This is a genomic window from Streptomyces sp. NPDC021212, from assembly GCF_044332925.1.
Classification (GTDB): Bacteria; Actinomycetota; Actinomycetes; order Streptomycetales; family Streptomycetaceae; genus Streptomyces.
Map to the genome: position 1 here is coordinate 172,682 of NZ_JBIRPZ010000014.1, position 17,027 is coordinate 189,708.

General features: G+C 69.8%; 17 protein-coding genes and 1 pseudogene. 9 read left to right on the plus strand and 9 right to left on the minus strand.

Annotated features, from left to right (window positions below; translation table 11 throughout):
- Window positions 1-39: 39 nt before the first annotated feature.
- Entirely contained in the window at window positions 40-897 is an 858-nt protein-coding gene (locus ACH4SI_RS32850) for an EamA family transporter (protein ID WP_398302160.1), read from the minus strand.
- A gap of 103 nt (window positions 898-1,000) precedes the next feature.
- Between ACH4SI_RS32850 and ACH4SI_RS32855 the strand changes: the two genes are divergently transcribed.
- The 4 genes and pseudogenes from ACH4SI_RS32855 (at window position 1,001) to ACH4SI_RS32870 (ending at window position 4,190) form a co-directional block, all read left to right on the plus strand.
- On the plus strand, window positions 1,001-1,573 hold the full coding sequence (locus ACH4SI_RS32855; protein ID WP_398302162.1) for a helix-turn-helix domain-containing protein: 573 nt from the start codon (window positions 1,001-1,003) through the stop codon (window positions 1,571-1,573).
- Between the two features lie 280 nt (window positions 1,574-1,853).
- Window positions 1,854-2,957, plus strand: a complete 1,104-nt coding sequence (locus tag ACH4SI_RS32860) for an IS701 family transposase (protein ID WP_398302301.1) — start codon at window positions 1,854-1,856, stop codon at window positions 2,955-2,957.
- Between the two features lie 303 nt (window positions 2,958-3,260).
- Window positions 3,261-3,575: pseudogene (locus tag ACH4SI_RS32865) on the plus strand (transposase); the annotation flags it as partial.
- Window positions 3,576-3,614: 39 nt separating this feature from the next.
- A complete protein-coding gene (locus tag ACH4SI_RS32870) occupies window positions 3,615-4,190 on the plus strand; it encodes a hypothetical protein (protein ID WP_398302164.1) in 576 nt (191 codons plus the stop codon).
- 68 nt (window positions 4,191-4,258) lie between these two features.
- Here ACH4SI_RS32870 and ACH4SI_RS32875 read toward each other — a convergent pair whose 3' ends face one another.
- Entirely contained in the window at window positions 4,259-4,675 is a 417-nt protein-coding gene (locus ACH4SI_RS32875) for a hypothetical protein (RefSeq protein WP_398302166.1), read from the minus strand.
- 143 nt (window positions 4,676-4,818) lie between these two features.
- On the opposite strand from ACH4SI_RS32875, the gene ACH4SI_RS32880 reads away from it, so the two are divergent.
- A complete protein-coding gene (locus tag ACH4SI_RS32880; RefSeq protein ID WP_398302168.1) occupies window positions 4,819-5,151 on the plus strand; it encodes a hypothetical protein in 333 nt (110 codons plus the stop codon).
- A 520-nt stretch (window positions 5,152-5,671) separates the two neighbouring features.
- On the opposite strand, the gene ACH4SI_RS32885 is transcribed toward ACH4SI_RS32880, so the two are convergent.
- Window positions 5,672-6,709: a recombinase family protein gene (locus ACH4SI_RS32885; RefSeq protein WP_398302171.1), complete on the minus strand. Its 1,038-nt coding sequence runs from the start codon at window positions 6,707-6,709 to the stop codon at window positions 5,672-5,674.
- A gap of 333 nt (window positions 6,710-7,042) precedes the next feature.
- On the opposite strand from ACH4SI_RS32885, the gene ACH4SI_RS32890 reads away from it, so the two are divergent.
- A complete protein-coding gene (locus ACH4SI_RS32890) occupies window positions 7,043-7,324 on the plus strand; it encodes a metal-sensitive transcriptional regulator (RefSeq protein WP_398302173.1) in 282 nt (93 codons plus the stop codon).
- A 116-nt stretch (window positions 7,325-7,440) separates the two neighbouring features.
- On the opposite strand, the gene ACH4SI_RS32895 is transcribed toward ACH4SI_RS32890, so the two are convergent.
- The 4 genes from ACH4SI_RS32895 to ACH4SI_RS32910 all read right to left on the minus strand — a co-directional run bounded on the left by ACH4SI_RS32895 (window position 7,441) and on the right by ACH4SI_RS32910 (window position 10,659).
- On the minus strand, window positions 7,441-8,016 hold the full coding sequence (locus tag ACH4SI_RS32895; protein ID WP_398302176.1) for a rhodanese-like domain-containing protein: 576 nt from the start codon (window positions 8,014-8,016) through the stop codon (window positions 7,441-7,443).
- 136 nt (window positions 8,017-8,152) lie between these two features.
- Entirely contained in the window at window positions 8,153-8,896 is a 744-nt protein-coding gene (locus ACH4SI_RS32900) for a sulfite exporter TauE/SafE family protein (protein ID WP_398302178.1), read from the minus strand.
- Window positions 8,893-9,258: a rhodanese-like domain-containing protein gene (locus ACH4SI_RS32905; RefSeq protein WP_398302179.1), complete on the minus strand. Its 366-nt coding sequence runs from the start codon at window positions 9,256-9,258 to the stop codon at window positions 8,893-8,895. Before ACH4SI_RS32905 ends, ACH4SI_RS32900 begins: the two co-directional genes overlap by 4 nt.
- A gap of 36 nt (window positions 9,259-9,294) precedes the next feature.
- Entirely contained in the window at window positions 9,295-10,659 is a 1,365-nt protein-coding gene (locus ACH4SI_RS32910; protein WP_398302182.1) for a rhodanese-like domain-containing protein, read from the minus strand.
- Window positions 10,660-11,505: 846 nt separating this feature from the next.
- On the opposite strand from ACH4SI_RS32910, the gene ACH4SI_RS32915 reads away from it, so the two are divergent.
- The 3 genes from ACH4SI_RS32915 (at window position 11,506) to ACH4SI_RS32925 (ending at window position 14,981) form a co-directional block, all read left to right on the plus strand.
- Window positions 11,506-12,258, plus strand: coding sequence for an IPT/TIG domain-containing protein (locus ACH4SI_RS32915; protein ID WP_398302184.1), 753 nt, complete (start codon window positions 11,506-11,508; stop codon window positions 12,256-12,258).
- A gap of 201 nt (window positions 12,259-12,459) precedes the next feature.
- Window positions 12,460-14,169 (plus strand): IPT/TIG domain-containing protein, encoded by a 1,710-nt coding sequence (locus tag ACH4SI_RS32920; protein WP_398302187.1) that lies wholly within the window; start codon window positions 12,460-12,462, stop codon window positions 14,167-14,169.
- 266 nt (window positions 14,170-14,435) lie between these two features.
- Window positions 14,436-14,981 (plus strand): DoxX family protein, encoded by a 546-nt coding sequence (locus ACH4SI_RS32925; protein WP_398302189.1) that lies wholly within the window; start codon window positions 14,436-14,438, stop codon window positions 14,979-14,981.
- A 382-nt stretch (window positions 14,982-15,363) separates the two neighbouring features.
- On the opposite strand, the gene ACH4SI_RS32930 is transcribed toward ACH4SI_RS32925, so the two are convergent.
- Both ACH4SI_RS32930 and ACH4SI_RS32935 read right to left on the minus strand, forming a co-directional pair.
- Window positions 15,364-16,158 (minus strand): SDR family NAD(P)-dependent oxidoreductase, encoded by a 795-nt coding sequence (locus tag ACH4SI_RS32930; RefSeq protein WP_398302191.1) that lies wholly within the window; start codon window positions 16,156-16,158, stop codon window positions 15,364-15,366.
- A gap of 303 nt (window positions 16,159-16,461) precedes the next feature.
- Window positions 16,462-17,004, minus strand: a complete 543-nt coding sequence (locus tag ACH4SI_RS32935) for a hypothetical protein (RefSeq protein ID WP_398302193.1) — start codon at window positions 17,002-17,004, stop codon at window positions 16,462-16,464.
- Between the last annotated feature and the right edge of the window lie 23 nt (window positions 17,005-17,027).

Here is a 17,027-nt window from a genome sequence, read left to right on the forward strand (position 1 = left end):
TGCGTGCGTGGCGATTCGTCGCGTCGGTCGGGTTTCGGGTCATCCGGCGGCCAGGAGCACTGTTCCGGCCAGTGCCAGGCCGGCGCCGACCGCTTGCAGTGCCTGCAGCCGTTCGCGCAGGAAGCCGCGTGCGGCCAGTGCGGTCACCACCGGGTAGAGCGAGGCCAGCACGGCGGCGACCGTGACGGGACCGCCCTGGGCTGCGATGGAGTAGGTGCCGTTGGCCGCGACGTCGGCCAGGCCGACGAAGGCGAAGGCCGACAGGGAGGCCCACGGGAAGCCGGTGTCCGGCAGCGCGGGGGTGCCGCGCCGGACGGAGACCCAGAGTGCGGCGCCGCCGGCGACCACGTTGGTGACGCGCTGGACGAACAGGGCGAGGAAGAGTCCGGGGATGGTCGTCGACGCCTCGGCGATCAGCGCGAAGACCGTGCCGAAACCGAGTGCGGCCACCAGCGCGAGGAGGACGGCCCGGCGCTGCACCGGGGCGCCTTTGAGTTGTGGTCCGCCCGCGAGCACGACGCCGGTGATGGCGATCAGGATGCCGCCGACCGCCACCAGCCCGGGACGCTCGCCCAGGGCGAGTCCGACGCCGACGGGGACGGCCACGCCCAGGGTGCCCAGCGGGGAGACGACGCCCATGGGGCCCAGGGCCAGCGCCTGGTAGAAGGCGATCATGGCGACCGGTCCCACCAGTCCGGCCGCGACGGCGAACCACAGCCGCGGCCCTGCCTCACCCCACGCCCCGGTGGTGGCGACGATCAGGCCGAGCACGACCGCGGAGATCAGCTGCGAGACCACGACCACGGTGAGGGCGGGGATGCGGCGCGTCAGCAGCCCGCCGCCGAAGTCGGCCAGCCCGTACAGGACGCTGGTGGCCAGGGCAAACAACGCGGTCACAATCCGCCTCGCAGTGTAGTTTAATGGACGGTCAGGCCAGTTCAGTGCAGTTCGATAAAGTAACTGGACCGTCCAAAATAGTAAACTACTTCGTGGGTGGACCGTGTCGGACCTTGATCAGTTGACCCAGTCCCTGGCGGGCAACGTCAGGCGTTGGCGCAAAGAGCGCAACCTCAGCCTGGACACGCTCGCCGCCCGGGCTGGCCTCAGCCGCAGCATGCTCGTCCAGATCGAGCAGGCCCGCGCCAACCCCAGCATCGGCACGGTCGTCAAGATCGGCGACGCCCTCGGGGTCAGCATCACCACCCTGCTCGACTACGCACAGGGGCCCGCGGTCCGCGTCGTCCCCGCCGAGCAGGCCGTACGGCTGTGGCACACCGACGCCGGCAGCTACAACCGCCTCCTCGCGGGCGCCGAGGCCCCCGGCCCCCTGGAAATGTGGGACTGGCAGCTGATGCCCGGCGACAGCAGCTCCTCCGACCCGCACCCCGCGGGCACGTTCGAACTCATCCACGTCACGGGCGGCGAACTGACCCTCACGGTCGGCGGCAGCACGTTCCACGTCCCGGCCGGCTCCAGCGCTTCCTTCGAAGCCAGCGCCGCCCACACCTACAGCAACGCCGGCGACACCCCCACGACGATGATGATGACCATCTCCGTCCCGCCCGCACGATGAGTACCAATCACTGGGCGACTCCCCGAGCTCCAGGTGACAGAAGGATTGCTGATCGAGCAGTTGTGACAAGCCGAGTGCCTCACGGGTGACAACCAGACTGCGTCACCGGTCTCGTTCACCAGCTCAACCGGCTCTGCTGGTGACAACTACTGAGCCTCGGCTCACGCGGACCCGGCTGGGAACGGGTACGGCCACCGCGTGATCATCGGGGGTTGTGTGGACTCCTGAAGATCGTGCGGTGGCCGCGGGCCATAGCGTAGACCCTGCCCGCTGGCGGGTGATGTTCGACCAGGTCATGGCCCGGATCGCGAGCCGATTCCGGCGGGTGGAACCTCGGGCGACCGCTCGTGCCTACCTGCTCGGCCTGCTGTCGAACGTCGAGCGGAAGAACTGCTGGCAGCTGGCCGAACAGGCGGGCCATGGCCGGCCCGGGCCGATGCAGCGCCTGCTGCGCTACGCCCGCTGGGACGCCGATGCCGTCCGCGACGACATCCGCGCGTACGCCGCCGAACACCTTGGCGCCGACGGCGCCGTTCTCGTCGTCGACGAGACGGGCTTTGTGAAGAAGGGCCACGCCTCGGCGGGCGTGCAGAGGCAGTACACCGGCACCGCGGGACGCATCGAAAACGCACAGGTCGGCGTGTTCCTCGCCCTGGCCACCAGCCGGGGACGGGCCCTGATCGACCGTCGGCTCTACCTACCCGAGCACTCCTGGTGCTCCGATCCCGAACGCCGCCTGGCGGCCGGGATCACCACCTCCTGGGTGACCGGCGACGAAGCCTACGGCCAGGACCCCCGGCTCCGCGCCGCTCTCGAGGCTCGCGGCGTCGGCTACGTGATGGCCGTCGCCTGCTCGATGCGGGTGATGATCAACTACGGCCGCACTGCCGTCCGTGCGGACATCATCGCCGGCCGCCTGCCCCCCACGGCCTGGCAACGGCACAGTGCCGACAATGGTGCGAAGGGGCCGCGGTACTACGACTGGGCCTGGATCCATACCGGCACCGGCGGCCACCGCAACCTGCTCATCCGCCGCAACCGGACCACCGGCGAACTCGCCTTCTACCTGTGCTGGTCACCCACCGAAATATCCCTGTCAGAACTGGTCCGCGTCGCCGGCATCCGCTGGAGCGTCGAGGAGTGCTTCCAGGCCGCCAAGGGCCAGGTCGGACTCGACCACTACCAGGTCAGGCACTGGACCTCATGGCACCGGCACATCACGCTCGCCATGCTCGCCCTGGCCTTCCTGACCGCTCTCGCCGCCGACGCGGCACCGCAGCGGCCCGCCGATCCGCACCACCCCGCCCGCAGCATCGACCCCATCGCGTTGACCTCCCGGAGATCCGCCGCCTCTTCGCCGCCCTCCTCAACCCACCAACCGTGACCGCGGCCAGGCTGCTGCACTGGTCCAGCTGGCGCAGACGCCACCAGGCAACAGCCCGACGCAGCCACTACCGACGACGGACCGCCAACGAGTCTGCTGGGTAGATCACGAAACCGCACTGGAGTACTAAGAGGTCCTAACAGAAGCTGTCGATCATGTGACTGTCGGCCTGGTTGCTCGTTGGTCTGAGCGTGGGGAAGAGACAGTCGCGGCCGTGGATCGTCTCCGATGAACTGTGGGCGCTGATCGAACCGTTACTGCCCAAACCGGGTCCGAAACCGGTCGAGGGCAGGCCACGGGTACCTACCGGCCGTGGCCGGGGTCGTCGGCCGGCCACGGCGCCGCCCCGACGCGCTCCTGGCCGACCGTGGCCACGACCACGACAAGTACCGTCGGCTGCTCTGGGAACGTGGCATCCGCCCGGTCCTCGCCGAACGGGGGCAGCCACACGGCTCCGGACTCGGCGTCTTCCGATACGTGGTTGAGCGCACGATCGCCTGGCTGCACGGCTTCCGTCGCCTGCGCATCCGCTGGGAACGACGCGACGACATCCACGAAGCCTTCCTCGGCCTCGCCACCTGCCTGATCACCCACCGCCACGTCCAACGCCTTTGTTAGGACCTCTTATACGCTGGCGTGGTGGGTGTAGCGATAGAGGTGCTGATCGTGGACTGGCCGCGGGTGGAGGCGACTGCGGCCGACGATCGGGAAGATCTGCTCTTCGATGCCGCCTTCGGAGAGACGCGTAGCGACGATCTCTTCGAGCATGGCTGGTCGTGGCCCGCGCAGCCGGGTGAGGACTGGTACGGCAGGTATGCCTGGCGGAACCGATCGTACAAACCGCACGTTTGGGCCGGTCACCGCTGGGAACACATGCGCGACTTCGTCGAGCCGAAGGTGCGCGAGGTACTGGACCAGTTCAACGATGCGCTGTTCTGGCACCGTCTGGAGGACACCACCGGGGTCGGTTCGGGACTCCCCGAGCGGCCGTGCACCTGGGACGCGGACCTGTTGCTGTGGTGTCCGCCGGATCACGTACCGCTGATCGCCGGATGGTGGCGGCAGGCGGCGCCCCAACTGGTCTCTCTGCGTGAGCCGTTCACCCGGCACGCTGCGGAGTCTCGCGGGTGGGTCACGACCTTCGAATCGTTTGTCGGCCTCCTGACCGAGTGGGGAGAGGTGGTCACGGAGGCGGAGCGCCGCGGCTGGGGCATCGTCGGCCTGCGCTGCTGACCGCCACCACGATTCACTTCACACGCCAGCAGCAAGGTAGGGGCGCGCCAGCTGACGAGGTGGCCGGCTCAGCGGCTGCAGAATATGCAGCTATCCCAGTGCGGAAGGGCACTCAGGACGCGGTGCCGTGCACATGAGGCCATGGCGGCATCGTCAGGCCCAGGGAAGCCGGGGAACCCCGGGTCCGGCGTGGCCGTCGCCGGGGGGAATCCCTCCACCATGCTCTTGAATTGCCGCAAGTATCGCTGGGCAAAGGGTGGATCGTACGTCAACTCGTCCCAGCGGTGCCTTTGCAGAGCAAGATCAATCACTCGCAGTACGAACTTCTTGTTACGGGCTTGCTCGGCGTCGTTGTGCCCCCAGTCGATCTCCTCCAGCTCGAAACTGACAACGCCCCATCCCCTGACGCTCTGGTCCTGCTGGGTGAGAAACCCTGCGAACCGGTAGTCCCACGGTTCCCGGACGAGGTCGGACACCGCCAGCATCAGAACCTCGACAAATTCCGAAGGGGGCCCTGAGCAGGCCGCGTTCGTGCGATGTGTGTGCCGCCCCGGTGGTTCTCCCCCGTACCACCGGGGCGGTTCGTCTTCATGGCCGTGACCCCAGTGCGCGTACGAGGTTGACCCGCATGGACGAGACGCAGATGTGGACGCTGATCCAGGACGAGGGCGAGTGCGAGCCGTTATTCACCCGTGGCGAGGAGCACGTCGTGCTGCGGCTGCCGCAACACCTGGCGGAGCAGCGCGGCGATCTGGCCGACGTCGCCGATGAGTTGGTGACCAGACTCGTCCGCCGCCTGCCCGCCGGCCAGTGCGACCACGACCACGACACCTGCAACATCGACTTCATCGACCCCGCCACCGGGGCCTTCGTCTACTACTCCAACGGGCGATGGGGCCGCACCGCCACCGAAGAGCACCACCAGCGCATCGCCGATCTGAACGCCACCGCCTTGGCATAGGTCCCTCGCCCCCCGGGCACCGTTTGCCGCCCGGCCTCGGTAGCCGAGGACGCTCCCGGTGCGCCGCGGTTCGGCGCACCGGGAGAGGCTCAGGCGCAGGTGGCGAGCATGCCCTCCAGGGCGGAGCGCTCGGCGGTGTCGATGGTGAGGCCGTACACGTGCTTCACGGAGATCCAGGCGCGGCTGTAGGTGCAGCGGTAGCTGGCCAGCGGCGGCTGCCACGCGGCGGGGTCCTTGTCGGCCTTCGACCGGTTGGAACGAGCCGAGACCGCGACGAGCTGAGAGTGCGCAAGATCGTTCGCGAACGCCCGGCGGGTTCGGCCAGTTTCCGCCGGCCGGGGCGGCCTTCGACGGCGACGATGGGGTGCAGGCCGTGCAGCCGGGCGAGTGCGATCATGATGGCGCCCGCGGGGCCGCGGCCGAATGCCAGGACCGGTAGTCCGCTAACGGGTGCGAGGCGGTCCGTGGAGGCCCTGTTCTCCCGAAGCTGCCGCGAAGTGACAAGTAACTCAGCGTGTCGTTAGGGCCTTGACTTCTGTGCGAGGTTCAGGAACCTCGCCGCCAGTGAGGGCGGCGAAGTCGGCGCGGGCCTGTTCGACGGCTTCCGGGTACGCCTCCCGCTTGGCGTGCTCGGCCAGCGCCCGGTAGATGCTGGCGACGGATGGTTCTGGCCCTTGCGTTTGCCGGTGGGGATGATCAGGTCGGGCTGGATCTTCTCGACCGACTCCCCGTTCGCCCGGCGCCGCAGCACGGTGTGGAGCATGTCCTCGGTGATGACCGGCGGCCGGCCGCCGTGCTTACCCTTGCGGGCCGCGGTGTCGAGCCCTTCCAGCGTCGACTCGCGGATGTTCTCCCGCTCGGTCTCCGCCATCGCGGCGAAGAACGCGAACGGCAGCTTGCCCGGCCCGGTGGGGTCGTAGATCCCGGGCAGGGGCCCGGCGAGCATCTCCAGCACCAGGCCGTGGGCGGCGAGGTGGTCGGCGAGCGCGGTGAGCTCGGCGGCGTCGCGCTCGAGCCGCTTCATCTCGTACATCATGAAGATGACCCGGCAGTGCGGGGCGTGCGCCTTGACCTCCCGCGCGGTCCTCAGCGCCTCCTCGAACTTCGGGCGGACCCGCACCCGGGTGCTGATCTTCTCGCTGAAGATCTTGTCGCGGGGGATGCCGTGCTTGCTGAGCGCGTCGAGCTGGGAGTCGAGTTCCTGCCCGAGGGTCGAGCACCGTGCGTACCCGATGGATGTCCGCGCTCGGCAGGTCCGGGTCGATCGGCGCCGGCGGCGGGGTGCCCGGCCGCCACGGCCGGCCCGGGCCGCGGTCGGCCGGGGTCGGCACTCGCAGCTCCTTCTTGAGCCGGGGCACCATGGTGAAGCGGCGGGTGTGGTAGGCGGAGGCGACCGCGCCGCCGCGCGAGCGGCACGGCGAACCGGGCTGGGCGTCACACTTCGGACAGGCGTACTGTTCGACGTCGTCGGCGTCCGACCGGGCGGTCGGGGAAGGCTGCTGAGGGTCGGGCATGGGCCCGGATTTTCGCACAATGCAAGTCTCAGAAGGGGGTCCATCCCGCTTTTGTGTGAGAACGGGTTCTGCGAACGAATCCGGGTCCAGCGGGCGCCCGACGGCCTGTGATTGATCTTGCTCGCGCAAAGGACCGTTTGTGAGAGCGCTGAGAGCCCCTCTGTGCGCTTCGCTCGTGGCACTTCCCGTACCGCGACTGTGTACACCCGTATTCGCCGGGGGTGCGCACGTCGATGACGGTCAGCTCGTGCGGGCGGGCGTTGGCCTGATCGACAGTGAGGGCGATGGTGGTGGAGCGAAGGGGATTTTCCTTTGCCCGGATGGGGTTGCAACCTTGGGTAGGATACCCAAGGGGGTATCTCGAAGGAGTGTGGGTTGTGGAACTGGCGACGGCGGCTGAGGAACTGAAGACGGTGGTCAACCGGCTGCGCCGGGCGCAGGGCCAGATCGCCGGTGTGATCAAGATGATCGAGGAGGGGCGGGATTGCGAGGAGGTCGTCACCCAGCTCGCCGCGGCGTCCAGGGCTCTGGACAAGGCCGGTTTCGCGATCATCGCCACGGGGCTGCAGCACTGCCTGACCGATGCGGACATGGCTGCTTCCGGTGACCGGGAGCAGATGCGTACCCGGCTGGAGAAGCTGTTCCTTTCTCTGGCCTGAGCTGTGGTGCCGCGACGCCGGATCACCCGCCCGGTTCGGAGCGGTTGGCCCCATGATGGCCTGGCATATGAAAGGGGAGGGACCCGGAGCCGGGTCCCTCCCCTTTGTGGTGTGGTTCAGCGGTTGCGCAGTGCGGCCAGGGTGTTGTCGAGGTCGGCGGCGCGGGGGCGGTTGTGGGGGAGCTTGGCGAGCATGGCGGCCATGCCGCAGGTGTTGGTCAGGGCGGAGAAGATCAGACCGCCCGCGACGCCGGCGGAGACGAACTGGAAGGCGGGGTGGACGACGAACCCGAGCAGCAGGCCGAGCAGCACGATCACTCCTGCGGTGAGCCTCACCTGCCGCTCCATTCCCCAGGTGGCACGGGAGGCGCTCTGGGGACGGTGGAGCTCGTGGCCGTCGGCTGCCCAGGCGCCGGTGCCTCCCGACAGGGTGGCGGCGGTGACGCCGTTCTCCGCGAGGATCTTGCAGGCGTTCTCAGAGCGGGCGCCCGAGGCACAGACGACCAGGACGTCGCCACGGTCGGTGGCGTGCCGGATGTCGGGCAGCGCGCGCTGGATCTGGTCGAGGGGGATGTTGAGCGCGCCGGGGAGATGGCCGCTGGCGTATTCGCCCGGCGTGCGCACGTCGATGACGGTCAGTTCGTGCAGGCGGGTGCGCGCCTCGTCGGTGGCGAGGGACGTGGGCGTGGTCATGGCAGATGTCATCCTTGCGTGTCGGAGTGTGCTGAGCTTGATCTGACGGGAGCCGGACTGAAAGCGGTCCCGAGATGCGCGACGGGCTGGAGAAGCTCTCCTGGTCCCTGGCCTGAGCCGGTGGCGGCCCTGGTGTTCAGACGATCACGTCGACGAGCATGAAGGCCGCCACTGCCAGCAGGACACTGGCGAAGATTTTCTGAAGGGTGGTGCCGGAGATCTTCGTCGCGAGGCGTTTGCCGTCCCAGGCGCCGAGGATCGCGGCTCCGGTGAAGGGGCCGATGATCTCCCAGTGGAGCCCGCCACTGGTGCCGGTGCGGGCGGCGAGCGCGGCGAGTGAGTTCACCGTGATGACCAGCAGGCTGGTGCCCACCGCCCGGCGCATGGCCAGGCCCAGGACGCTCACCAGGGCGGGCACGGCGAGGAATCCCCCGCCGACCCCCAGAAAGCCCGTCACGGCGCCAAGGCCGGCACCGGCGCCGGCCGCCTTGCCGGGACGGATTCGGTCCGGCGGCTCGGACGCGGACGGCCGTAGCATGCGCAGGGCTGCCAGTGCGGCGATGACCGCGAACGCCGCCGTCAGTACCGCTTCGGGCAGGCGCCCGGCGACAGCGCCGGCGAGGAAAGCAGGGACGATGCCCGCCGCGGCGAACAGCGCCCCCGTCTTCCATGCCACGTTCCCGTCGCGGGTGTGGGCGTACAGGGCGGTGGCGGAGGTGGCGGTGACGATGATCAGGCTGGCGGTGGTGGCGGCGGCCGGTGTGAAGCCGAGCAGGTAGATCAGCGCCGGTACGGCAAGGACGCTGCCACCGCCGCCGAGGGCTCCGAGGGCGAGACCTATGACGGCCCCGGCGATGAGGGCGAGAACGAGTACGGTCACGCTATCTGGCCGTTGTTCCCGCGTTCGTCGACGACCGGGTGCCCGGCGGCGGCCCACGCGTTCATGCCGCCCTCGACATCCACCGCCTGCACTCCCCGCTCGGCGAGGATCTTCGCCGCCTGCTGGGAGCGGTGACCGCTGCGGCAGATCACCACCAGCGGACGCCCCTCAGCTTCAGCGGGCAGGGTGCCGCCGGCGACCAGTTTCGTCAGCGGTACGTGGACGGCGGCCGGGGCGTGGCCCGCGGTCCATTCGGGCTTCTCACGCACGTCCAGCAGGACCGCGTCAGGCCGGTCGCCGCTGGTACGGCTGCGTGCCTCGTCGACCGTGACACGGGGCCCGTTTCGGCGAAAGAGGAACATCACACGCTTCCTTCCTTGCGGGGAGAACGGCCGGAATCAGCCGGAGGCCAGGGACAGCCCGGCATCCGCCGCAGCGTCGAAGCCGTCGTCGACGGCGACCACATCGCGGCCCGCGGCATCCAGCAGGGAGGCGGCGATCGCCGCGCGCATCCCACCGGCGCAGTGCACCCACACCGTCCCCTCCGGCACCTCGCCGATACGGCCGTGCAGCTCGTGGATCGGGATGTGGACCGAGCCGTCGATGTAACCGCCTGCACGCTCCGAGTCCCGGCGCACGTCCAGAACGACCACCTGGTCGCCGCGCTCACGGACATCGGCGAGGTCGGCGAAGCGGGCACGCGGGAAGGAGACGAGCTGCTCGCCCTCACGGACCCAGGCGGCCGCATCGCCGGTGGCGGCGGCGGCCGGCCGGTCGATGCCCACCCGCGCCAGCTCCCGCTGCGCGGCGGCGATATGCCCGGGCGTCTCGGCGAGCAGGGTGACGGGCTTGCCCCACGGGATCAGCCAGGCCAGGTAGGTGGCGAGCTTGCCCTCGCCCTCGAGGTTGAACGACCCGACCACGTGCCCCTCGGCGAAGGCCATGCGACTGCGCAGGTCCACCACCCACTCACCCGCGGCCAGCCGGGAGGCGATCTCCTCGGCGTCCGCGCGCCTGGGCGGGGTGAGGTCGACCGGCGCGGGGCCCGCGGCGTTGGCCGGGCCCATGTGCGCGTAGTAGGCGGGCACGTCCTCCAGCCCGGCCAGCATCCGGGCGACGAAGGTGTCCACGTCCAGGGTCAGCGCGTCGTTGGTCTCGCGCTCCTTGCCGATCGTGGTCGCGTCCCCCTCGGCCTGGGAGGAGGAGCAGAAGCTGCCGAAGCCGTGGGTAGGCAGCACCGGCACCTCGTCGTCCAGCTCGTCGGCCAGCCGGTGGGCGGAGGCATGCTGGGCGCGGGCCAGCTGCTCGGTCAGCCGCGGCTCGACCAGGTCCGGGCGGCCCACCGTACCGATCAGCAGCGACCCGCCGGTGAACACCGCCACACCCCGCCCGTCCTCGGCCAGGGCATAGGAGGTGTGGTGCGGGGTGTGCCCCGGGGTGGCTATCGCGCGCAGGACCAAGCCCTCGTCCACGTCCACGGTGTCGCCGTCGGCGACGGGGGTGTGGGCGAACGACACGTTCGCCCCGGTCGGCACCAGGTAGGCGGCGCCGGTGACGCGGGCCAGCTCCAGGCCGCCGGTGACGTAGTCGTTGTGCACGTGGGTTTCCGCCACGTACGCGATGCGCACCCCGCGCCTGGCGGCGGCGGCGATCACCTGGTCGACGTCGCGCGGCGGGTCGATGACCACCGCGGCACTGGGGCCGCCGGCCAGGTAGCTGCGGTTGCCCAGACTCTCGAATTCCATGGTGTCGACGAAGAACACGGCTCACGAATCCTCTCGGACGATGTACCCCCGGGGGTATTGGTCACCCACTCTAACAGTGATACCCGGGGGGGTATTCCAGGGATGGAAAGCACCACACGCTGTCCGGCCCGTCCAGACGGCCAACCAGCCTCCCCCCACGACGAGTCCGGCGAACCGCTGTGGCATGAGATCCCCGGCGACCAGCTGGAATCGTTCACCCGCCCGCCTTGTACGGCAGGCCGAACCGCAGTACCGGCGCGACCGCCTGCTGCCCTCCGGCAGCTCGGTACCGCACTGGCCGCACCGCCGGACGTTCCTCCTGGCCATACCTCCAGGTCCTCCCACTCAGCGGCGCAGGCCAGGGCAGTGGCCAACGCAAGGCTCGTTCTATGTGCCCTTGATGGCGGTCGTGGGCCCGGCGCGTGACGCGTGACGGCCCGTGCTGCGCGCGCCCGGCCATTGGGGTGACTCCCCGGTCACGGGTATTGGCACAGCGGTGGCCCGGTGGGATTACTGGAATCGTCCAGTCCGGTGGGTCGCCCATCCTCTCCGGAGGAGGGCGCCGTGCTGTCCGGTCGGCGTCTTGCGCCGGCGGCGGCGGTGACGCCCTGGACTCCCGGCGGGCTGTGAGCTCGCCGGTCACCGCGATCGGCGCCAACCTGCCAGGGCTCTCCTGCCTTCGCGTACCGACACGCTCTGGCCGAGCTGGCTGACCGCCCCGCTGTGGGCTCAGCCCGCGGTCTCGGCTCTCACCGGCTGACTCGGCATTGCCGAGGGAGGGCGGGTGTCTGCTCCGCGATGACATCCGGGCCGGTCCTGGATGCGCCGGTGCGCGGCTCGTCATGTCAACCAGGGAGACGACTCATGCCCATCAGCCCGAGCCAGGGGTCGAGTGGCGGCGGTACGACTGTCACCATCACCGGGAACAACCTCGCAGGCGCCTCCGCGGTGAAGTTCGGCAGCAAGAACGCCACCATCACCGCGAACACGCCCACCTCGGTCACCGTGATCTCGCCCTCCGGCACCGGCGCGGTCCCGGTGACCGTGACCACGCCGGGCGGCACCAGCAACCCGCTGACGTTCTTCTACGTCGGCGCGCCCTTCAAGTCCGGCCTCAGCGCCACCTCCGGGCCGCTCGCGGGCGGCAACACCATCACGATCACCGGCACCGGCCTGTCGACCGCCAACACCGTGCACTTCGGCGCCAACACCGCCACGCCCACCGTCGTCTCCGACAGCACCATCACCGTCCCCGTACCCGCGGGCGCCGCCGCCGGGTCCGTCGGGGTCACCGTCACCACCGCGGGCGGCACCAACAACGGCCTGTCCTACACCTATGTGGACGCGCCGACTGTCACCAGCTTCGCCCCCACCTCAGGACCGGCCTCCGGCGGCACCGCGGTGACCATCACCGGCACCAACCTCGACACCACGCAGTCCGTCACCTTCGGCGGCATCGCGGCACCGTTCAGCGTCATCAACGCCACGACCGTCTCCGCGGTCTCCCCGCCCACGGCCGACGGTGCGCCTGGTCCCGCGACCATCACCGTCACCAACCCGGCGGGCAGCGCCGATGCCCCGACCCCGTTCCAGTACCTCGCCAGTCCGGGGATCTGAGGCTCATCGGCACCCGCGGGCGGCCCTTAGCCACTTGGTCGGTGTGGCCGGGCCGCCTGCCGGGGCGGGCTTCGCTTCTCCGACCCGCCCGGGCAGGACATCCGGCCCGGGCCATGGCCGAAGACGTTCGAGAACACCAGCACGGCGCCGCATCGCTGCGCCGTGCCCCCGCCGGCCCAATTGGAAGGGAGAGTGGGACCGATGGCGTCCCTGATGCCAGGAGCTGATCACGCCGCTGGAGGAACCGTCCGCGCGGCCGGGAGCCGTCTGCCGGTGATCTGGTCGCCGAGCGCCGGGGCCGCGCCGCTGGCCGCCGTCAGCGTGCCGGTGGGCAACGGCCCGATAGGTGTGGCCATCACCCCGGACGGCAGCCGCGTGTATGTGACCGATTTCGGCTCCGCCGAGGTCTCGGTCATCAGCACCGCGACCAAGGCGGTAACCGCCACCATCCCCGTCGGCGCCGGCCCGTGGGGCGTTGCGGTCTCCCCGGACGGCCGGCGCGTGTACGTGGCCAACAACGGCAGCGGCACCATCAGCGTGGCCGACACCGCCACCAACACCGTCGTCGGCACCGTGCCGGGATTCACCAGTCCCGTGCAGCTGGACCTCACCCCGGACGGCGGGCGGCTGTTCGTCGCCTGCCAGGCGGCCAACGCCGTGCGCGTGATGGACACCGCCACCCACACGATCATCGCCGAGGTCCCGGTCGGCACCGGGCCGAGGAACGTGGTCATCAGCCCGGACGGGCTGACCGCCTACGTCGGTGAAGAGGGCGCCAACGCCATCAGCGTCATCGACACCACCACCTACACCGTCACCGCTCACCTCACCGGCTTCCTCTTCCCCCGGGGATCGGCCCTGACCCCGGACGGGCGGCGGCTGTTCATCCCGGCCTTCGGCGGCAACACCGTTCAGGTCCTGGACACCGCCACCAACACGGTCATCGCCAGCATCCCCGGCTTCTCCCTGCCCTTCGCCGTCGCGATCACCCGGGATGGGCAGCTGGCCTACGTCTCGGCCAATGGCGACAGCACCGTACGGGCCATCAACACCAGCAGCTACAAGATCGTCGCCACCTACAGCGGACTGAACGTGCCCTACTGGCTCGCCATCACCCCCGACACGCTGGAGGTGTATGTCGCCAACAACGGCAACAGCACCGTCAGCGTCCTGACAGGCGTCCGCGGCATCTACCCCAACCAGGGCCCCACCTCCGGTGGCACCCACGTCACCATCATCGGCACCCACCTGACCGGAACCACCGCCGTCCACTTCGGCGACCGGCTCGCCACTGACGTGGTGGTGGTCAACGACAACGAGGTCACCGCCGTCTCCCCGGCCGGTCACGGCGTCGCCGAGGTCACCGTCACCACCCCCGGCGGCACCAGCAACCCCGTGCACTTCTACTACATCCCCCCGCCCTACCTCAGCAGCTTGACCCCCACCACCGGGCCCACCGCGGGCGGCACCACGGTCACCATCACCGGCACCGGCCTGGCCACCACCCAGAGGGTGCGCTTCGGCACCACCGCCGTCGTCCCGGCCATCGTCTCCGACAGCCAGATCACCGTCACCACCCCACCCCGGCCGCCCGGCACTGTGCCCGTGGTCGTCACCACCGTCGGCGGCGTCGCCGACGATGCGGTCTTCACCTACACCGCCACACCCGGCCTCACCGCCATCGCCCCCGCCACCGGACCAGCCGCGGGAGGCACCACCGTCGTCCTCACCGGCACGGGCCTGGCCCAGACCACCGACGTGTCCTTTGGCTCTACCCCGGCACCCTTCGCCACCGTCTCCGACACCCGGATCAACGCCATCACCCCCGCACACGTCCCAGGCCCCGCAGCCGTAACCGTCACCACCTCGGGCGGAACCGCCACCGCACCAGAGCCCTACACCTACACCTGATCGCCTCCGGGCCGACTCCTGGCACTGGCTGTCGTGGGCGACCCTGGATTCAACGCCTGGTGTGGGTCGGTGACGTAAGCGGGCGGGGTCATCCAACTGATCACCGCGTCCGCCACCCGGCCCGCCGCGCGCGGCAGGGTCGACCGGGGCACGCCGAGTCCGGTCTCCACGCCCGGATGCGGCGGGCTCGCGGCCGGTCGGGGACGTGTAAGGGGTGGGACGGTGGGAACGCGGGGCTGGTCCAGTTGCCTGCCACGGGAGTGATCGTGACCTGTATCGACCGACGTGACGTGGGGCTGCTGCTGCTCAGGCTGGGCACCGGCGGAGTGCTGGCCGCACACGGCGCGCAGAAGCTGCTCGGTTGGTTCGGCGGAGGCGGGCTCGAGGGGACCGCGCAGTTCTTCGAGTCCGTGGGCTACCGGCCGGCCAAGCCGAGCGCACTGGCCGCCGGGATCGCGGAGGCGGGCGGCGGCACGCTGCTGGCGCTGGGCCTCGCCACACCGGCGGCGGGCGCCGCGGCGGCCGGCGCAATGGCGGGAGCGGCGGCCGTGCACGCTCCGCAGGGATTCTTCGCCCAGGACGGCGGCTACGAGTACCCGGCGTCCCTCGGCCTGACGGCGACGAGCCTTGCGGTCACGGGTCCCGGCCGGCTCTCCCTGGACGCGCGGTCCGGCCACGCGTTCAACCGCGACTGGATGGTACCGACGGCATTCGCGGTGACGGCGGCGGTCACGACCCTGGTGGTCGGGGCGCGGGCCAAGCGGCTGCGGCAGAAGCCGGAAGGGGAACAGGAGGCGCTGTCCGAGGAGTAGCCGTCCGTTCGAGCAGGACGAAGCTGCTCAACGAGCTGATCGAGGCTGGTCCTTCGCCGCCGGCGGGGTTCTTCGGCTGCTTGCTGGGACGGTAGCTCGGGCCGTTCGTAATCAACGGGTGGTTGGTGTTGATGAGCGGGTCCAGCAGGGTCCAGCCGCCGCGTCGTCCCGGCCGGTCGGCTCCGCTCACTCCGCCAGGACCTGTCCGGGCGATCACGCGTCCCGTCAGGGTGACTCGGCGGAGGGACCTGATGAGTGCTGCGGAGATGAGTCGCGGCACGTTGAGTGACAGCTGAGTGCCGGGTCGGCCTTCGCGAAGTTGCCCGAAAACAAGGCAGGTTCGCATCTACGACGGTCACCAGACGTCGTCCCGAGAAAGCCGTTACGGCACAAAAGTGATGCCCCCGTCCACGCGCAGGTCGATCCCGTTGATGTAGCCGGCCAACGGACTGGCCAGAAACGCAACCGCTGCCGCGATGTCTGCCGCAGTGCCCAACCGCCCCGTCGGGTTCGGGGCATACTCGGCCACCACCAGCGGCTCCAACTGCGTCCACTGCTCCGGCCAGCCCCGCGCAGCCGCCCCATCTTCGAACATCTGCCGCATTCCGTCGGTGACAATCACCCCAGGGCTCAGTGTGTTTGCGGTGATACCGGATCCGGCCAGATGCCGGGCCAAGCTGGTGGTCATGTTGACCACGGCGGCCTTCGCCGCCGAGTACTCGACCATGTTCGGCAACGGAGTCGTTGCGGCCCGGCTACCCACATTGACAACCCGGCCCCATCCCCGCTCGCGCATCTGAGGCACCAAGGCCCGGATCATCCGCACGGCGGATACGACGTTGCCGTTCACCGCATCCAGCCACGCGGCTGGCTCCGCGCTCTCCCAGTCATGCTCAACGAATGGACCGGCGTTGTTGACCAGTACATCCACACCCCACTCGCGAGCCCGCTGGGCCACCTTCCCGGCACCCTCATCCTCAGTAAGGTCACCCAGCACGACATCCGCCACCCCGCCGGTGGCGTTCAACTCCGCCGCAACCTCGCCAGCACGCACGGGATCGCGGCCATGCACCAACACAGCACACCCTTCATCGGCCAGCCGCCGGGCCACCGCCGCACCGATGCCCCCGCTACTCGCCGTTACCAACGCTCGTCGCCCCGCAAGATTAAGATCCATGTTCCGGCAGGCTAGGACACGCCTGTGACATTCCCGTCGAACAGGCAAGTTCACGAGGCGGATCAAGATCAGTAATTACGCGCGTGCCTGCTCCACAAAGATGAGCCAGACCCTTCAAGGGACAGCGTTCGTGTACCGGTTCCGGAGTCATTTGGTGATCTTGGGGGCGCTGGATGTTCATGGGAAATGACGGCAACCCTGCTCTCCGCGTAAGGAGCGGTCCGCCGCCTGTGAGGGCGGCGGACCGTCAAGGGCAGACAGTTGTAGGGACCCAGCCGACCTCGGCTGGTCTTCGGACCGGGCTCACGTGCCGGCCAGCCGGTAGGGAGTCAGTGCCGGTCTCGCGATCATGCGGGGCGCGCTTCGGACGGCACTTTCGCCCGCGTGTTCCGGTGAGTACGGGACCTCGTCGTCCAGCCGCCGGGTCCACTCGGGGCGCCAGCGCTCCGCGCGGCGTGCCATCTCGCCCCGCAGATCGCCGACCGGTGCCGCATCGCCCAGAAAGCCTGACCCGGCCCAGTCCGGCCAGTGGTCATACGCCCGGTCGACGATCGTCTCGTCCGGGGTGACGATCACACGCAGATACGGATAGCGACCGGACTCCGCGTCCGCCTCGATCTCCCGGAGGTCCTCGACCAGATCGAAAAGCTCGATGCCGCCACCCTCCATCCGCTTACCTTCCAGGTCCCGGAGCGCCCCCTGCGTGGACATCTCGGTGAAGGCCGCGGTAACGACGGCCCCGCCACCGCCTTCGGGAATCCGCTCACGCATCCCGCGCACCAAGCGGCGCAGGGTCGGGCTCTCCGGCGGTACGGCGCGACCGTCCAGCTCACGCGCCCCGCGCATCGCCGCTCCTACCAGGCGTCCCC